Origin of the sequence: Paenibacillus sp. JDR-2 (assembly GCF_000023585.1) — a bacterium.
Taxonomy (GTDB): Bacteria; Bacillota; Bacilli; order Paenibacillales; family Paenibacillaceae; genus Pristimantibacillus.
This window is the reverse complement of sequence record NC_012914.1, coordinates 1,408,287-1,424,124: the sequence shown is the minus strand read 5'-3', so window position 1 is coordinate 1,424,124 and position 15,838 is coordinate 1,408,287. Positions and strand designations below refer to the sequence as shown.

Sequence of the window (15,838 nt, the reverse complement as noted above, 5' to 3'; positions counted from 1 at the left end):
GGAGGTCGCACATGAGACCGGCTGAGGCCAATCATCCGACCACCAGTCCGCGGAGCCGCTTCATGCGCGGCTCCCGGCTGTTTAAAAAGATAGCAAGACGCTACGATTTATATCTAATGCTCCTGCTTCCTATTGCTTGGTATCTGCTGTTCCAATACGGTCCGCTGTATGGACTCCAAATTGCGTTTAAGGACTTTAATCCTGCCAAAGGAATCGTAGGCAGCAAATGGGTGGGGTTCGAGCACTTTACCCGTTTTTTTGATTCGTATTATTTCTGGAGACTGCTGTGGAATACCATCTCCATCAATCTGTTTTCATTGCTGATTGCCTTCCCGATTCCGATCGTTTTGGCTCTCATTATTCAAGAACTTCCGAACAGGGGCTTTAGCAAATGGCTGCAAAATATAACGTACCTTCCCCATTTTATCTCGATTGTCGTAATCGTCGGGATGCTGCAGCTGTTCCTTTCTCCCAAAAGCGGCCCCGTCAACGGGCTAATCGAGGCGTTTGGCGGAACGCCCATCCGGTTTCTCGAGGAGGCGGCATGGTTCAAGCCGATTTTTATCAGCTCGAACATTTGGCAGAACATGGGCTGGCAGTCGATTATGTACATCGCGGCTCTCATTGGCATTAATCCTCAGCTGTACGAAGCGGCTAAGATGGACGGGGCTTCCCGGCTGCGGCGGATCTGGCATATCTCCCTGCCCGGCATCGTGCCGGTTATCGTGATCCTGCTTATTCTGGATATCGGCCATTTTATGAATATCGGATTCGAGAAGGTGCTGCTTATGCAAAACAGCATGAATATCGAGGCCAGCGATGTCATCTCAACCTTTGTCTATACGACGGGCATTCTGAAAGGCGAATACAGCTATACCGCCGCGATTGGACTGTTTAACGCGGTCATTAATCTGGCGCTCCTGCTCTTCGTGAACCGGTTCGCCCGCAAGCTGTCCGAGACAAGCTTATGGTAAGGAGGGAAGCCCGTGATCAACCGCTCGGGAGTGTCGAGTGAACGGCTGTTTAACGCGGTTGTGTATGCAATTGCCGCAGTCATTATTCTTATTGTGCTGTACCCGCTGCTTTTTGTCTTCAGCGCTTCCGTAAGCGATCCGGCCAGGGTGCTCGACGGCGGGGTATGGCTGCTGCCAAAGGGCATAACGCTAGAAGCTTATACGAATATTTTTCATAACAACGAGGTTTGGATTGGTTACCGAAATACTATCATTTATACCGTTGCGGGAACGGTAATAAACATCATTATGACTACCTTGGCCGCCTATCCGCTGTCAAGACCCGACCTTCCCGGACGGAAAATGCTGATGATGCTTATTACGCTTACGATGTTTTTCAGCGGCGGTCTTATTCCTACCTACCTGCTGGTGAAGAATCTTGGGATGGTGGATACGATCTGGGCGCTGGTTGTTCCGGGCGCAATCTCGACGTACAATCTGATCGTCATGAGAACCTACTTCCAATCGAGTATTCCTTGGGAGATCCAGGAGGCCGGCCATATCGACGGCTGCTCGAACTGGCGGCTGCTGGTGAATATCATTTTGCCGCTGTCGAAGCCGATTCTGGCCGTCATGGTGTTGTTCTACGCGGTAGGCCATTGGAATTCGTTCTTTAACGCGCTTATCTATATGCGCGACGAGTCGCATTATCCTCTGCAGCTCGTATTGCGCGAAATCTTGATGATCAGCCAATCGTCGGCCGTTGACGGCAATGTTGGACTGGAGGATAAAATTCTGCTTGCCGAAAGCATCAAGTATGCGATTATTATCGTCTCCAGCCTGCCGGTATGGATCATGTATCCGTTTGTGCAGCGGCATTTTGTTACGGGAGTTATGATTGGCTCTATAAAAGGATGAGGTTGAAAAAAGCCCCGACCGGTTTCACATTGACCGGTCGGGGCTTTTTGGTTTATTCGCTGTCCGCCCAGGAATGCCGCGGCTTCCAGCCGAGCACTCTCTCGGCTTCCTTGTTGCTGACGATTGCCGTCCGGTCCGGGAACGGATCGCGCAGGTCCTTCACATCCGGATAAAACTGTTCGATTAATTGCACGGTAGGCCGGTCGCTTAACGTATCGCTGCTTGTAATGTTGAGGCAGACTGCTCCTCTATCGTCCACTTTAAGCGAAGCGATGCACGCGCTGACGGCATCCCGGATGTCGATATAGCTCCAGAAAATATTTTTGAACGCCTCCGGTTTATGGATCGCAAGATGTTTATAATCCTCCGGCTTCGTAATCATGGAGAAGCGGAGCGAGATCACTTGCATCCCGTTACGGCGGTCGAACATCGCAGCCGTCAGCTCGTTTACGATCTTCGATAAGCCGTAGCATTCCTGCGGCTGCTGCGGATGCTCCTCGTCTACCGGGAGATAATCCGGCGAGAACGGGGTGGGCGCCCAAGCGAATCCATAAGAGGACTCGCTTGATCCAACAACAACCTTGCGGATATTAAGCAGCGAAGCCGCTTCTAGAATATTGTAGCCGGACACTACGTTATTAGAGAAAATATACGGATACGGGTAACCAAGCGGAGCCGGAATAGCGGCCAGATGAATGACCGCATCGGCCCCGTGAAGGGCGGAGACGACTTGTCCGAAATCGTTCAGGTCCACCTTGATCTGCCGGCACCTCAGCTCGTTGGAACGCTGCGTATCCAGCGAGGTGACATTGTAGCCCTCTTGCTGAAGTTCCTTGATCAGCGCCGAGCCCAGCTTGCCGCTGCCGCCTGTTACTGCAATGGTTTTCATATAGGTTACACTCCTATTTAATGAAGAAATTATGGGCGTACCAGCGTGCCGTCCGCTTTGCGGTCCAGCTGATAAGGATTGAAATACACCGATTTGCTCCAGCCTTCTCCCAGCAGCTGTTGGGCCTTCAGCTCGTCGAGCTCAATGCCGAGACCCGGCTTTTGCGAAGGATACAGGTAGCCGCCTTTTCGCTCAATATGTCCCTCGAAAGCATCCTTCTCTTCCGGTTTGAAATGGTTTACTTCCTGAATACCGAAGTTCCAGATCGCCATATCGAGGTGGACGGCCGCCGCCTGATTGACGGGATCGTTTTCCCCGCCCTCCTGCCAGGCCGTACGCACGCCAAACGCTTCGGCTAAAGCTGCGATTTTGCGGCAGGCGCTTATGCCCCCCGCCTTGGATACGCGCACGCGGATAAAGTCGATCAGCTGCTCCTTGATCAGCTGCGTCCACTCCTGCGGATTCACGAACAGCTCGCCAACCGCCTGAGGGGTAGCGGATTGCTGCCGCAAGTGACGGTACCAGCCGATCTGCTCCGGCGCGATGGCATCTTCGAGGAAGAACAAGCTGTAAGGCTCTACCCGCTTCGCAAGCTGAATCGCGTTCACCGGCGTCAGATGCTCATGCACGTCATGGGTGAACTGAACGCCCATGCCGAATTCATTCCGCAGCTGTTCGAACATATGCGGGATCGCATGCAAGTATGATTGCTCGTCAAACACCGGGCCGCTGCCCCATGCCTGCTGCGGGATGTTCGCCTTATCCCGGTCAATAAAGCCGCCGCCTCCATAGCCGCCCATCTGTACGCGGATGACGGTGTAGCCTTCTTCAATAAAACGGTGCACATCCTCTTTCAGCTCGGCGATATCCTTGCCGCCGGCATGACCGTAACATGGAACCGCAGCGCGGCAAGCTCCGCCAAGCAGCTGGTAGACGGGAAGCCCCGCTTCCTTGCCTTTTATATCCCACAGCGCCATGTCGATGCCGCCGATTGCGGTATGCAGCAATGCGCCGTTTCTCCAATAGCCGCTCATATACATCGTCTGCCACAAATCTTCTATATTGGCGGCATCCTTGCCGATTAATAGAGGGGCAAGCAATTGCTCGATAATTTGCACGACCGCTTCCGGATTATAGACATCGGATGCGGAGCCAAGCCCGTACAGCCCATCCTGGTCGGTCATCACTTTAACGATAGTCCAGGTCCCGTTTTTGCGGGTGCGAATACATTCGATTCCCGTTATTTTTGCCATCCTATTACCCTCCTCTTGTCGTGCTCACTCCCATTCTAGTCCGGTTTTGGCGTGCTCTAAATGAGACATTTTTAAACTTTCTGTCGCATTCTTGGCTTCTTTCGCTTGAGCTATGTCTAGGTGCCGGTTCTTGCGCTAGATTAGATATAGCCATGCTAGATCAAGTAACAGGAGGAATGGGAAATGGTTAACATCAATGCGGCTTTGTACAAAAGGGCGGATGCCCCAATTGAGCAGCGCGTGGAAGATTTATTGGGAAGAATGACGATGAAGGAGAAGGTCCGCCAGTTGGATCAATATTTTGGCGCTTCCTTCATGAGCGCCACTCATCCGCATATGATTACCGTTATGGCTGACGATGCGGTCGTGAACTGGGATAAAGTAAAAGAAGTTGTTGGCGGGGACGGCATTGGCTGTCTGCATGACTTATATGGTACGGCTGATGCCAATAATCAGCTGCAGCGTTATGCGGTTGAAGAAACACGGCTTGGCATTCCGATCCTATTCAGCGAAGAGGCGCTTCATGGCCTGCTGCGGCCGGGCTTTACGGTATATCCCCATGCGATCACAATGGCTTCCACCTGGAATCCGGAGGTTGTGAAAGAGATTGGCCGGCAGATTGCAGCCGAATCTCGCAGCGTCGGGATTCACGAGACATTTGGTCCTGTGCTCGATCTGGCCCGCGAGCCGCGCTGGGGACGCGTGGAAGAGACGTTTGGCGAGGATACGCATCTGGCGAGCCGCATGGCGGTTGCAATGATCAAAGGACTTCAAGGTGAAGATCTAACTGCGAATACCAGCATTATTGCGGAGCCAAAGCATTTTGCCGTACACGGTATACCCGAGTCAGGACTAAACCACTCTCCTGCATCGATTGGGCTTAACGATATGCACGCTTACCACCTTCCGGTCTTTGAAGCGGCTTTCGTGGAGGCAGGCGCGGTCAATGCGATGTGCTCCTATAATTCGATCGACGGTGTTCCTTGCTCCGCGGACTACAGCCTGCTGACGGAAGTGCTGCGCGGACAGTGGAATATGCCGGGCTTTGTCCGTTCCGATCTTGGTGCTATCGCCCGCCTGCAGCATGCCCATTTTACGGCTGATTCGGAAAAGGAAGCGATCCGCCAGGCGCTTGTTGCCGGTACGGATATGCAATATTACGACTATCCGCATGAGCTCTACCAGCAGTCCATTATTGAAATGGTAGAGGGCGGTGAGCTGGACGCGGCGGTTGTGGATCAAGCCGTCTCCCGCGTATTGAAGGTGAAGTTTATGCTTGGCTTGTTCGAGAACCCTTATGCGGATCCGGAGCTTTCCAAGCGCGTAATCCGCCGTTCCGAGCATGGACAAACGGCGCTTCAGACGGCGCGGGAAGGTATTGTTTTGCTGAAAAATGAAGCTGAAGCTCTTCCGCTCAGCAAAACTTTGGGCAGTATTGCGGTTATTGGACCTAGCGCAGCTGAAGTCCGGCTTGGCGACTACACTCCTTTTATCGAAGGCTTTGAGCCGGTTACTCTGCTCGAGGGCATTAAACGAGCTGTTTCCTCCGAGACGAAGGTGCTGTATGCCAAGGGTACGGGCATTCTGGCCGATGAGCTGGAAGCCATTCCGGCGGACTGCCTCCATGACGGCAGCGGCAATCCGGGACTTGTTGGCGAATACTTCAACAATCCGGAGCTGGAAGGCGAGCCTGTTCTGAGCAAGCTGGATCGGAACATCAACTTCAACTGGGTGATTACGAAGCCGGATCAAAGCATTAACACGATGGGCTTCTCCGTCCGGTGGACAGGCAAGCTTGTTCCGAAGCACAGCTTCAGCGGCTATATCGGCACGATCAGTCAGGACAGTATGCGCTTCTGGCTGGACGGCGAGCTGCTTGTAGACGGCTGGGGCAAGGATAAGAGTGCCAAGCGCAGCGTGCCGGTCAAGCTGGAAGCCGGTTGCGAATACGATATCCGCGTAGAATATTGCAAGGATACAAACGGCGTTGAAATCGTGCTCGGCTGGAATCACAACACAATTGGCATTCAAGATGCGGTTGCTGTGGCGGCTCAGGCCGATGTTGCGGTTGTCGCGCTTGGCGATTCCGAGCGTACCTGCGGGGAAGGCATTGACCGGAACAGCCTGGATCTGCCCGGCGACCAGCTTAAGCTTTTGAAGGCAGTATATGAGACAGGCACTCCGGTTATTCTGGTACTCCAGAATGGACGTCCAATTACATTGGAATGGGAGTCGGAGCATATTCCGGCGATTATCGAAGCTTGGTATCCGGGCGAGCAAGGCGGCAACGCCATCGCTGAAGTGCTGTTTGGCGATTACAACCCGGCTGGCCGTCTGCCGATCTCCTTCCCTCGGACCATCGGGCAGATTCCGGTCTACTATAACCGCCGCCGCGGCGGACAAAAGCATTATGTCGGCGGCAATAACGAGCCGCTCTATACCTTTGGCCACGGCCTAAGCTATACGACTTTCCGTTATGACAATCTCCGCTTGGAATCGGCTGAGATTAGTGTAGATGATAGTATCGCCGTGACGTTCGACGTGACCAATACAGGGGACCGTGCGGGTGACGAAGTCGTTCAGCTCTATGTGAGCGACGTGTTCAGCTCGATCGCGCGTCCGGAGAAAGAGCTGCGGCATTTCAAGCGGATCCGTCTGCAGGCCGGAGAAACCGCAACCGTCGAGTTCACGCTGACCCCGCGCGACCTCCGCGTCCTCGGCCGCGACCTGCAGTGGACCGTCGAGCCCGGTGCCTTCCGCGCGCTGATCGGTCCAAGCTCCGGTAAAATCGCCCTGGTTGGCGAGTTTGAGGTGAAGTAAGCGGCGAGAGAGCCGGGGTGGTGAAGCCGTAAGCTTCTTTTGGAGCTTACAGTGGGCGAGTTAGCTCAAGTGTACCAGTTGGTGAACGTTGGTAAATGAGAGTGGTAGCCCTTTAACCAGATTCCAACAGCTGTAAAGCAGATTTTCGACTTACAGCAAGCAAGGAGGGCCAAGCCCGCAAATACAAAAACAAAAGGGTTGCCCCGACACGGGGCAACCCTTTCTTATTATCTTTTCAGCGGATCGTAGCCCGCTGCCTGGTAGATCATTTCGCTTAAGGATACGACCTTGAGGGCGAACTCGCCAGGGACAAGCACTTCGTGGCGGCCAAAGATAGCGTCGATAAAGCTTTTGTCCTGATTCGTGGTTGCCTCCGGAAGCTCCGGTACAATTGGCTCCTCATTCAAACGGCGAAGCGTAATTTTACCATTGTCATAGTAGATGCCGCCGTTGTCCCCGCAGAACGCAAACGTCTCGTTCCAGCCAGGCGCATAACCGGCAAAGTTCAAGCCCGCCAGCACCCCTTCCGCGAAACGGATGGAAGTGAAGCTGTCGATTTCAACCGGCGCTCCATGGTTCTGAAGCTGGGACTTTACTTCCACAGGAGTCATTCCGGTCGTCCAGAGCAGCACGTCGATAATATGGCTGCCGGAGTCCATCAGGAATCCGCCGCCGGAGAGCGAAGGAACCTGTCTCCACGTGCCTTCCGTAAGCTGATACCACTCTTGGCTAAGTGAAGCGGTTACAGAGGTCAGCCTGCCGATCTCCCCGCTTGCAATGGCATTCCGAATGTACAGAAATTCCGGCTGAAAATGCCGCTGGTACGACACCTGCATCACTTTCCCCGACTCTTCCGCCTTCCGGATAAGCTGCTCGGCTTCCTCCGACGAGCAAGTCATCGGCTTCTCGATAAGCACATGCAGCCCTCTGTCCAACGCATCGTAGGCTTGTCTGAAATGAAGCGTATGCGGCGAGCAAATCACAACCGCATCCAGCTCCCCCTGCTCAAGCATATCCTCATAAGCGGAGAACTGCCGGGCATCCTGCAAACCAAATTTTTCAGCAAAAGCAACGCGATTGCCTTCGCTGGTATCCGATAGCGCGGTAATTTGAACCTCCGGGAGCTCCAGCAGCTGCTTGGCATGCCAGCCGGCAATACCTCCCGTTCCAATAAACCCAATTCGAATGTTGCTCATCCCATATAGCCTCCCAACATGAATAGCCATTCCAGTGTCTGCATTTCGGTAAAGCATTACTCGCCATAGCTTATTGGTGTAAAGGCATGTTTAGTACGCTAATAATACGCCAAAAAGGAGCCGGATTCCTGCATGGAATCCGGCTCCTCCCAATCTTATTTATTGATTATAAATCCGGTAGAACAATACGGCTGCTTCCGCCCGCGTCAATTGGCCTTGTGGCTCCAGCAGTCCGTCATTGCCCTGCAAGAGTCCCGCCTTCACGAGCGCGCTTATGCTGTTCTTCGCATATGCCGAAATCTGATTAGCATCGGAGAAAACCGCGAGTACATCCTCTGTACCTGCTGGCAGGCCAGCCTTGGCAACCGTGAGAGCACGCTCGATAAACGTTGCCGCTTCTTCTCTCGTAATCGGAGCCTCAGGATTAAACCGGTTGCCTCCGGCACCGTTCGTAATGCCAAGAGCCTTAGCCGTGGCTACCGCATTGGCATAATAACGATTCGAGTTCACATCAGCAAAGCTGCCCGGAGTGTCAGACGCAAAGCCAAACGTATCGACAAGCAGCTTCACGAAATCGGCTCTCGTAATCGATGCGCCAGGAGCATAAGACGTATCGGATACGCCATTAATGATTCCCTTCGCCGCAAGCACCTCGATCGCTTCTTTTGCCCAAGCGTAGCCGTTCAGATCGCCGAACGATTTTTGCACGAAAGCAACCGCGTATTGGCTGAAATGCTTCGTCGTAAATACGATGCTTCCGGCCGCTTCCTTATACTGTCCGCTAGGTACCGGGAACGGCTTGCCGCTGCCGTCGATATACCACACGGTCAGCTTTTTGGCATCGGCTTTTTCGGCTGCCGAAGGGGTATACGGAATGGATACCGTCACCGGCGATTGGCTGTTATGCCAGTCAATAGTCTGACCAGCAGACTGGATCGACAAATCTACAACCGGACGGTCGCCAAGCTTCTTCTTCAGCTGCTCGCTCCAACCGCTGGTATTCGCGCTGCCAATGCTGATTGTTACCGTCTGACCAAGCTTACCCGCATCCGGCTTCAGCATATCGCTGGAGAGCAGAATCGTCCCTGTCGGAGTTACCAGTTCGATTTGCTTATCCGGCGACTGCTGGTTCACATAGCTGGAAGGAAGCTCCAAGGAGTAGCCATTTGCACCAGCTGCGCTAGGAATCACCACGGTGATCTTTTTCTTGCCGTCCTGGCCAGCCGTTGCTTTCGAGAAGGCTTGATCCAGCAACGCAGCGGTCAGCGAAAGTTTTGCATGTTTCGAACCGGCATCAAGCGTTCCCTTGCCTTCCACCTGAACCGCGCCATTCGCGCCAACCGCCACCTTCGGCTGATCCGTTTGCCCAGCACCGGAACCCGAGCCGGAACCCGACCCGTTACCCGGATTTGTTGTTCCGCCAAGCGCCGACAATCTTGCCGAGAGACCGGATTTTACCGTTCCTTGCGGAAGCAGGCTGACAAAGTTGGTTGCCGCATCAATGCTTGTAACATCCTTCGACTGCTCAGCCGCTGCAACCGCTGCTTCCGCCGATTGCTCGAGCAGACTTTCGTAGTCCGAGCTCAGCAGGTACAGATCGCCAAACTGCGTAGCGTCCTTGCTTGTTCCGATCCCCTGGTTATATTCAATAAAGCCCGAACGGCCGGCGCCGTCATGTTCATTGAGCAAAATCGTCAAACCAAGCGGATCCTCCTGCGAGAAGGTATAACCTGCGCCGTGCAGAGCAGCGAGCGGAAGGGTAATGTCGTACACCGTCTGATGAGCCGCTTCATCCCGCGTAATAACCGCATCCGCATCGTTAAATGCTCCGGCTGCCACACCGGCAGGCGCACGCCATCTCCACTTCGAGATCGTGCCGCCGTTCGTAAGGGCAAAACCTAGCTCGTTTACGTTTTGGCTGGCGGAGCCGTCTTTTCTCGATAAATCGATACCAAGCTGCAAGCTGTCGCCCTGCCAAATATCGCCGTTCGTCCAGGTCTGGTAATGCGTATTGTCCGTAGTACGAACCGTTACATACAGATTATCGTTATCGTAGCGGACGCTTGCCTGTGCGCTCAGGTCGTCCTTGCCGCCCCAAATGCCGCCTAGGCTCGAGTAATTGGTGGAGCTCGAAATATCGATATTAGGTTGAACCTGGCTGTTATCGTCCTTGCGCGTGGCAAACGACTGAGCCGTCTTCACCTGCGTCACATAGGAATAGCCATTATCCAGCGTTACTTTGTACTTCAGAGTGTCGCCCGACAAATAAGGGAGATTCACAATTACGCTCTCTCCAAGCGCGATCCCCTTGAAGCGAACAGGTACAAATTTGTCCTTGTAGCTGTCCGGCGCAATGACTTCGATCTTACCCGCAAGCGGATCGGATTCCGTCATGTTGGTCAGCTTCAGAGCAAAATTCGCGTTAGCCGGGTTGCTCTCGTCGAACTCGCCTTTCACCAGATCCAGCGCAACCGGAACCAGGTTCGAACCCGTTACCTTTGTCCCCGCTTCGTTGATCAGCTGCAAACCGCCTTTAAACAGGTTGTTTGCGATAATCAGCTTCTCGATGTCCGGACCGGCATACACATGATTCGTGTTTGGCTGCTGGAAGTAAGAATCGTACAGCGTAATGTCGCCGCGGGCCGCGTTAATGCCGCGTTGCCCGACTCTCGTAAAGTTGCTTTGCTGAATGCGGACATCTCCTCCAAAAATATCAAAGGAACGCGTCGTATCTCCCCACATCGAAGAGTTGAAGAATACGGCTTTGGAATCAAAATCCTCGCCTACAACAACATACACTTTGTCCGAAGAACTCATCGACACCAGCTCGGTATTAATCAGCTTCAGACCCGCTTCACCCGCGGCATCAAGCACGGCGCCCTTCTTGCTGCCGTCCGTACCGTGGCCGATGACAACCGCTTCAGGTCCAACCCCGTTCTGCTCTTCAAAATGGATCCCGTATTTCGAACCGTATACAAACGTATTAAAGATCGTCTCGCTCTTCACATCGCCAATCCGGAACGCATCCAGATTTTCTTTCTGATAGCTCCATACCGCATCAAAGTCCTGATCCGTGGAAGGATGGTTAGGGAAATTGTTGCGCCCGTAATAATGCGGGTTGAACTGAACATTGCGCATTAATCCGCCGTCAGCGCCGCCGCCGAGGAAAATGCCTTCCATTAGAGGAGAGCCTGCAACGTAATCAATGTAATGACCGCTCGTATCGTAAGTGCCAAAATCTACGCCTTTGTAAGGGTTGATAAGCGTTGTATCGATCAGATAAACGCCGCTGCCTTTGCCTTGAACGGTCCAAGCGTAAGGCTTCACGTTTGTCCAGCTCTGCTGGTCGTAATAAACGGATAAGCCTCTAAGACCCGCATCCTGCTCTAGCGAGATAAACGCAGCGCCGTCAGGGTTATTTTCCCCGTAATTGGTGAAAATCGCCGTACCCCCGCCAATCGTATGATGCGGAACATCCCATGAACCGCGCAGCTCTACTCCGCTAGGAACCGTAAGCGGGGTATTGACGCGGTAAATGCCCGCCGGCAAATAAACCGTACCGCCTCCAGCCGCATCGGCATCGTCAAGCGCTTGTTGGATTTTCGCGGATACATCCGTCTCGCCGGTGCTGTCCGCCTCGTAAGGGGCAGCCGTAATATCAAACAGGCTGCCCGTAGCCGGTTTCGGACGGTTCGCCAGATCAAGGGCCGCAACCGAAGGAAGTTGCTCCAGCACATATTTCGCATCCTGATGCACGTTAACTTCTGCCGCATCGCTGTTATCGGTTACCGCCAGACTGCCGTTATGTCCGGAGTTCACCGAGTTAACCGTAGCCACACTGCCTTCCAAGAGCACATGCTTGGCAGCTTTAGAGAACGCGGACTGACCTAGAATAAGCGAGCCGCCCTTCGCGGCAATCGCATAACCTCCGTTCTGATCATCCCAGTTCTCGAACGTGCTGTTCTCGAACGACAATACGCCGCTGCCTTCATTCACAACCGCATGATGAGGCGTACCGCCAAACGTTACTTGGTTGAATTGAACGATGGAGTGGAAGCCTTCGGTTGCATAGACCGCTTTAGGGTCAACGCCTGCGTTAGCTTTAAAGCTGCTGTCCGAGATTAAAAGTCCAAAATCGTTAACGCCTTCAACCTTCAGCGCCACGTTGCTGTCATGAACATTAACTTTGTAGAGCTGGGCGTTAGCCGTCTCCAGGCTGCCCGTTCTTGTCGTAATCCGCATGCCGTTCTTGAAATCGGCCAGGTCAATATCGGACATATACTCCCAGTCCGAGCGGCCCATGACGATCCCTTCGGTGTTAGCGGTCGTATAGGCTTTCAGCTCTGCCTGCTGCGGCGAGCCTGCCAAGCCTGAGCCTGCCCAATAGGAGGACGCCAGTCGGATATGCTCCAGCCTGCCAATATCCGTGGTGTAGTCAAGGAAAATGCCTGTTTTGAGTGCTGTACCGTACAAATTGCGCACATAGTGCAGTTCGTTCCAGCTAGGACCTATCTTGATGCCGTTGTAAGAGTTGACCAGCGTCACATTTTTGACCGTCATGCTGTCTCCGGACAATTGCTCGAACGTCCAAGGATAAGCAACCGGTGCGCCAAGCGACTGCTCCGGATACCAGACGGACAAGTTCGTCACGCCGCTCACAGGTGCCAGCTGCAGGAAGCTAGGGCCGTTCTCGATGCCTTTATCGGCATAGACAGCCAGGATCGTTCCTTTTACTTCGCCACCTGCTGCATCGGGGCTAATCCAATCGCCGCGCAGCGTTACCCCTGTCGGAACAATCAGATGACTAGTCAGCTTATACGTGCCGGCCGGTGCAAAAACAACGCCGCCCCCGCGGTTGCCTGCTGCCGCAAGCGCGTCCTGGAACGCTTTGGTATCATCCTTAACGCCGTCGCCGGCAGCGCCGAAGTCCTTGACGCTCATATCGGCGATCACGACATCATCCGCTTTATAGACCGTGTCGTACACTTTGGTCTCCGTCGAAACATTTTGCTGCGGCTGGGTTTTTACCGATACCGAAGCGATATAGAGATCCGGATTGGCGCCAATCGCCCCCGGCCCGGATACGTGAAGACGGAAATCGCCGCCGTTGGTGCCGTTTGCGAACTTCGCGTCGCCAAGCTTAAACGTATGTTTTTTCCACGTATTGGTGTTCGTATAAGTAAATTCCGGCGCATCCTTAAAGGCTGCCGACTGCGCATCGTATTGCAGCTTCATGCTGCCGCTGCCGCTGTCGTAATACTCGACCGTTACGAAAACATCCTGGTCCGCGTTATTGAACAAATAGCTGTCCGAAACGTCAAAGTAGAAATAAAGAATATTGGCGCCATGGTCGGTTGGGCTGATCGTCTGGTTGGTTTTCCAGTACGTCTTGCCGCCGATCTCGCCGGTCAAAAGATTTTCCGCAGCGCCATCGCCAGGATGGGCTGTAATGCCATGCGATACCGGAGTTTGGCCAAGCGTAATGCTGGCTTCCGGAGTGGCCGTTTCTTTAAGCGTCTTTTTGACCGTCACGCTTGCTAGCTTCAGGTCCGGATTCTGTTCGCCGTTAATCCCGCCGCCTTCAATGGCGATCCGGAAGTCGGAGTCGTTCGTTCGGTTGGCGAATTTGGCATCGCTCAGATTAAAGGTGTAGTCCTTCCACGTCTTCGTATCGCCGTAAGTAAACTTTGCGCTGTCCTTAAAGGCTGCCGACTGCGCATCGTATTGCAGCAGGAAGCTTCCGTTTCCTTCATCGAAATAGCGGAGGGTTACGTCAACATCGTAATCCGCGCTGTCGAATAAGTAATCGTCGCTCACGTTCATATACAGATAAGTGGTACCTTCTGCTTTATTCGTCTGCCAATAAGGGGTTTCTGCTTGCGTACCCGTTAGAAGTCCGTCTCCGTTATCGCCGGCTCTGCCGGATATGCCACTCTCCACCGGTGTTTCTCCAAGCGTAACCGACGCCGTATCCGGAGCATCGTCCGCAGCATAAACACCAGGCAATCCGATAAAACCAACAGTAGAGAAAATCATCAGCATGACTAGCATTTTTGCCATTCCGGCACGTGCTTTTGTCCAATTTCGGTTCGTATTCACAATCAAACCTCCAGTTTGCAGATGTATTTGAGTATTGTATCCGCTTACAAGGCCGAGAAAAAGAGAAGCCCCCCATAGGTGTCATCAGGCCGGCTTCTCTTGTTTGTCTGTGCGATAGGTTAGCTGGTTGCAGAATTACTTCTTGTTAGCAATGAATGCGTCGATTTGTTTTTGAGTTTCCGTAATGATGCTATCCAGACCGTTTTTCTTTTGCGTCTCGATGTAGTCGTTAACCGCTTTGTCTACATCCTTCACAACGCCGAATTCGATTGGTCTGCTCAGCTCGTCGCTTGCCGCGTCGCGTTTCGCCACTTCGTTCTTAATCGCGTCTTCCGCAAGGAACAGGCCGTCGATTGGCGAGTTGACATTGTTAGGCTCGCTTGCGAACTTCGCTTCATTCTCCCAGAAGCCTGGTCCGTAAGTCATGGTTGGACGCATGAACTGCGGCTTCCAGAACGCCCATTGGCCGCCCCACTCCATGTAGTTGCTTGTAGTGGTATCCATGCCGTCCGGATATTCCGCCGTATCGCCGTTCAGGACGTAAGTTTTGCCTTCGATACCGTATTGAACAAGGTCATACAAGGTTTTGTCCGTCTCGATCATATCGAGGAAGCGAAGCACGCGGTCCGCGTTTTTCGAATTGCGGTTAATCGCTACAACGTTAGCAAGCGCGGTACGGTTAATGAATTTTTTGTCCGGATAGAACTCGGAAGCCGTCAGTTTGTAAGACGGATCGGAGAAGCCAGGGTTAGCTTCCACCCATTCGTGGGAAGTAACGGTTACGAGCTTCTTGCCGTTTCTCCATTCGGCTGCTTCATCCGTTTTGTCGATCATCGCATCGCGGTTGATCAGGTTTTCGTCATACCATACTTTCGCCAGCTTGGATGCCTCCAGGTAGAAAGGCTGCTGCTCGACCGGTTGTACTTTGACAGCCGGATCATTCAGGTAGAAACCAAGACCATGGAAGTTCAGGTCGACCCACTCGTCGCGAATCATAAAGATCGAGAGCGGCGTTGTACGGTTAATTCTTTCGTTCGGGTAAGCTTCCTTCATCTGGCGGAGCAGTTTGTCCATATCTTCGATGGTTTTGACGGAGCCTTCCGGAATATCCAGACCCGCTTTCTCCGTCAGGTCGGAACGCCAAGCGACAAACTTGCGTTCATTCATCTTCATCGTCCATGGCAAGCCTACGATGTTGCCGTTAACGGTAGCTGCGCCAAGCGTGCCTTGCTCCTGATATTTCTTGTACAGGTTAGGCGCATATTCCGGCAGCAGATCGTTCAGCGTCATATAAGAGCCTTTTGCCGCCATTTGCTTGTAGGACAGCCAGTCGCCGTCAAAGTTCATATCCCATTTGTCGCCGGAAGCGGCCATAACGAGCATTTTATCTTTGAAGTCGCCAAACGGAATAAAGTTAATATCGAATTTAATATTAAGGCCTTTTTCTTTCACGTACTCGCTGACTTTTGACCATACTTCGTCGGTAGCCGCTTTTTTGTCGCCGCCGAAGTAGAACTTCAGCGTGACTTCTTTTTCCGGCTCCGTGCTTTCGGTTGCCGTGCTTTCCTTAGGAGTGTTCCCGCCGCTGCTGTTGCTAGGCGTCGTATTGCCGTTGCCGTTATTAGAGCTGCTGCATGCCGACAGCATTAAGCTAAGCGACATCGTAGTAGCGAGAGCTAACGACATAATGCGGACCTTCTTCTTCATCCT

At 53.1% G+C, this 15,838-nt stretch carries 8 protein-coding genes; 3 read left to right on the top strand and 5 right to left on the bottom strand.

Annotation, left to right across the window (positions count from 1 at the left end; all coding sequences use genetic code 11):
- The first annotated feature begins 11 nt into the window (after positions 1-11).
- Together PJDR2_RS06195 and PJDR2_RS06190 are read left to right on the top strand one after the other, a co-directional pair.
- Positions 12-974 (top strand): ABC transporter permease, encoded by a 963-nt coding sequence (locus tag PJDR2_RS06195; RefSeq protein ID WP_015842803.1) that lies wholly within the window; start codon positions 12-14, stop codon positions 972-974.
- Between the two features lie 12 nt (positions 975-986).
- Positions 987-1,871 carry a carbohydrate ABC transporter permease gene (locus PJDR2_RS06190; protein WP_015842802.1) on the top strand — a complete coding sequence of 295 codons (885 nt, stop codon included), beginning with the start codon at positions 987-989 and terminating at the stop codon, positions 1,869-1,871.
- A gap of 52 nt (positions 1,872-1,923) precedes the next feature.
- Here PJDR2_RS06190 and PJDR2_RS06185 read toward each other — a convergent pair whose 3' ends face one another.
- The gene (locus PJDR2_RS06185; RefSeq protein WP_015842801.1) at positions 1,924-2,760 is read right to left on the bottom strand and encodes an NAD-dependent epimerase/dehydratase family protein; all 837 of its coding nucleotides are present in this window, start codon (positions 2,758-2,760) and stop codon (positions 1,924-1,926) included.
- A gap of 29 nt (positions 2,761-2,789) precedes the next feature.
- Complete coding sequence (locus PJDR2_RS06180) at positions 2,790-4,013, bottom strand: D-galactonate dehydratase (protein WP_015842800.1); 1,224 nt, start codon at positions 4,011-4,013, stop codon at positions 2,790-2,792.
- 183 nt (positions 4,014-4,196) lie between these two features.
- Between PJDR2_RS06180 and PJDR2_RS06175 the strand changes: the two genes are divergently transcribed.
- Positions 4,197-6,833, top strand: a complete 2,637-nt coding sequence (locus PJDR2_RS06175) for a beta-glucosidase (RefSeq protein WP_015842799.1) — start codon at positions 4,197-4,199, stop codon at positions 6,831-6,833.
- Positions 6,834-7,060: 227 nt separating this feature from the next.
- On the opposite strand, the gene PJDR2_RS06170 is transcribed toward PJDR2_RS06175, so the two are convergent.
- The 3 genes from PJDR2_RS06170 to PJDR2_RS06160 form a co-directional block, all read right to left on the bottom strand.
- The gene (locus PJDR2_RS06170) at positions 7,061-8,029 is read right to left on the bottom strand and encodes a Gfo/Idh/MocA family protein (RefSeq protein WP_015842798.1); all 969 of its coding nucleotides are present in this window, start codon (positions 8,027-8,029) and stop codon (positions 7,061-7,063) included.
- A 159-nt stretch (positions 8,030-8,188) separates the two neighbouring features.
- Positions 8,189-14,128: an S-layer homology domain-containing protein gene (locus PJDR2_RS06165; RefSeq protein ID WP_015842797.1), complete on the bottom strand. Its 5,940-nt coding sequence runs from the start codon at positions 14,126-14,128 to the stop codon at positions 8,189-8,191.
- 135 nt (positions 14,129-14,263) lie between these two features.
- The gene (locus PJDR2_RS06160) at positions 14,264-15,835 is read right to left on the bottom strand and encodes an extracellular solute-binding protein (RefSeq protein ID WP_015842796.1); all 1,572 of its coding nucleotides are present in this window, start codon (positions 15,833-15,835) and stop codon (positions 14,264-14,266) included.
- Positions 15,836-15,838: the final 3 nt, after the last annotated feature.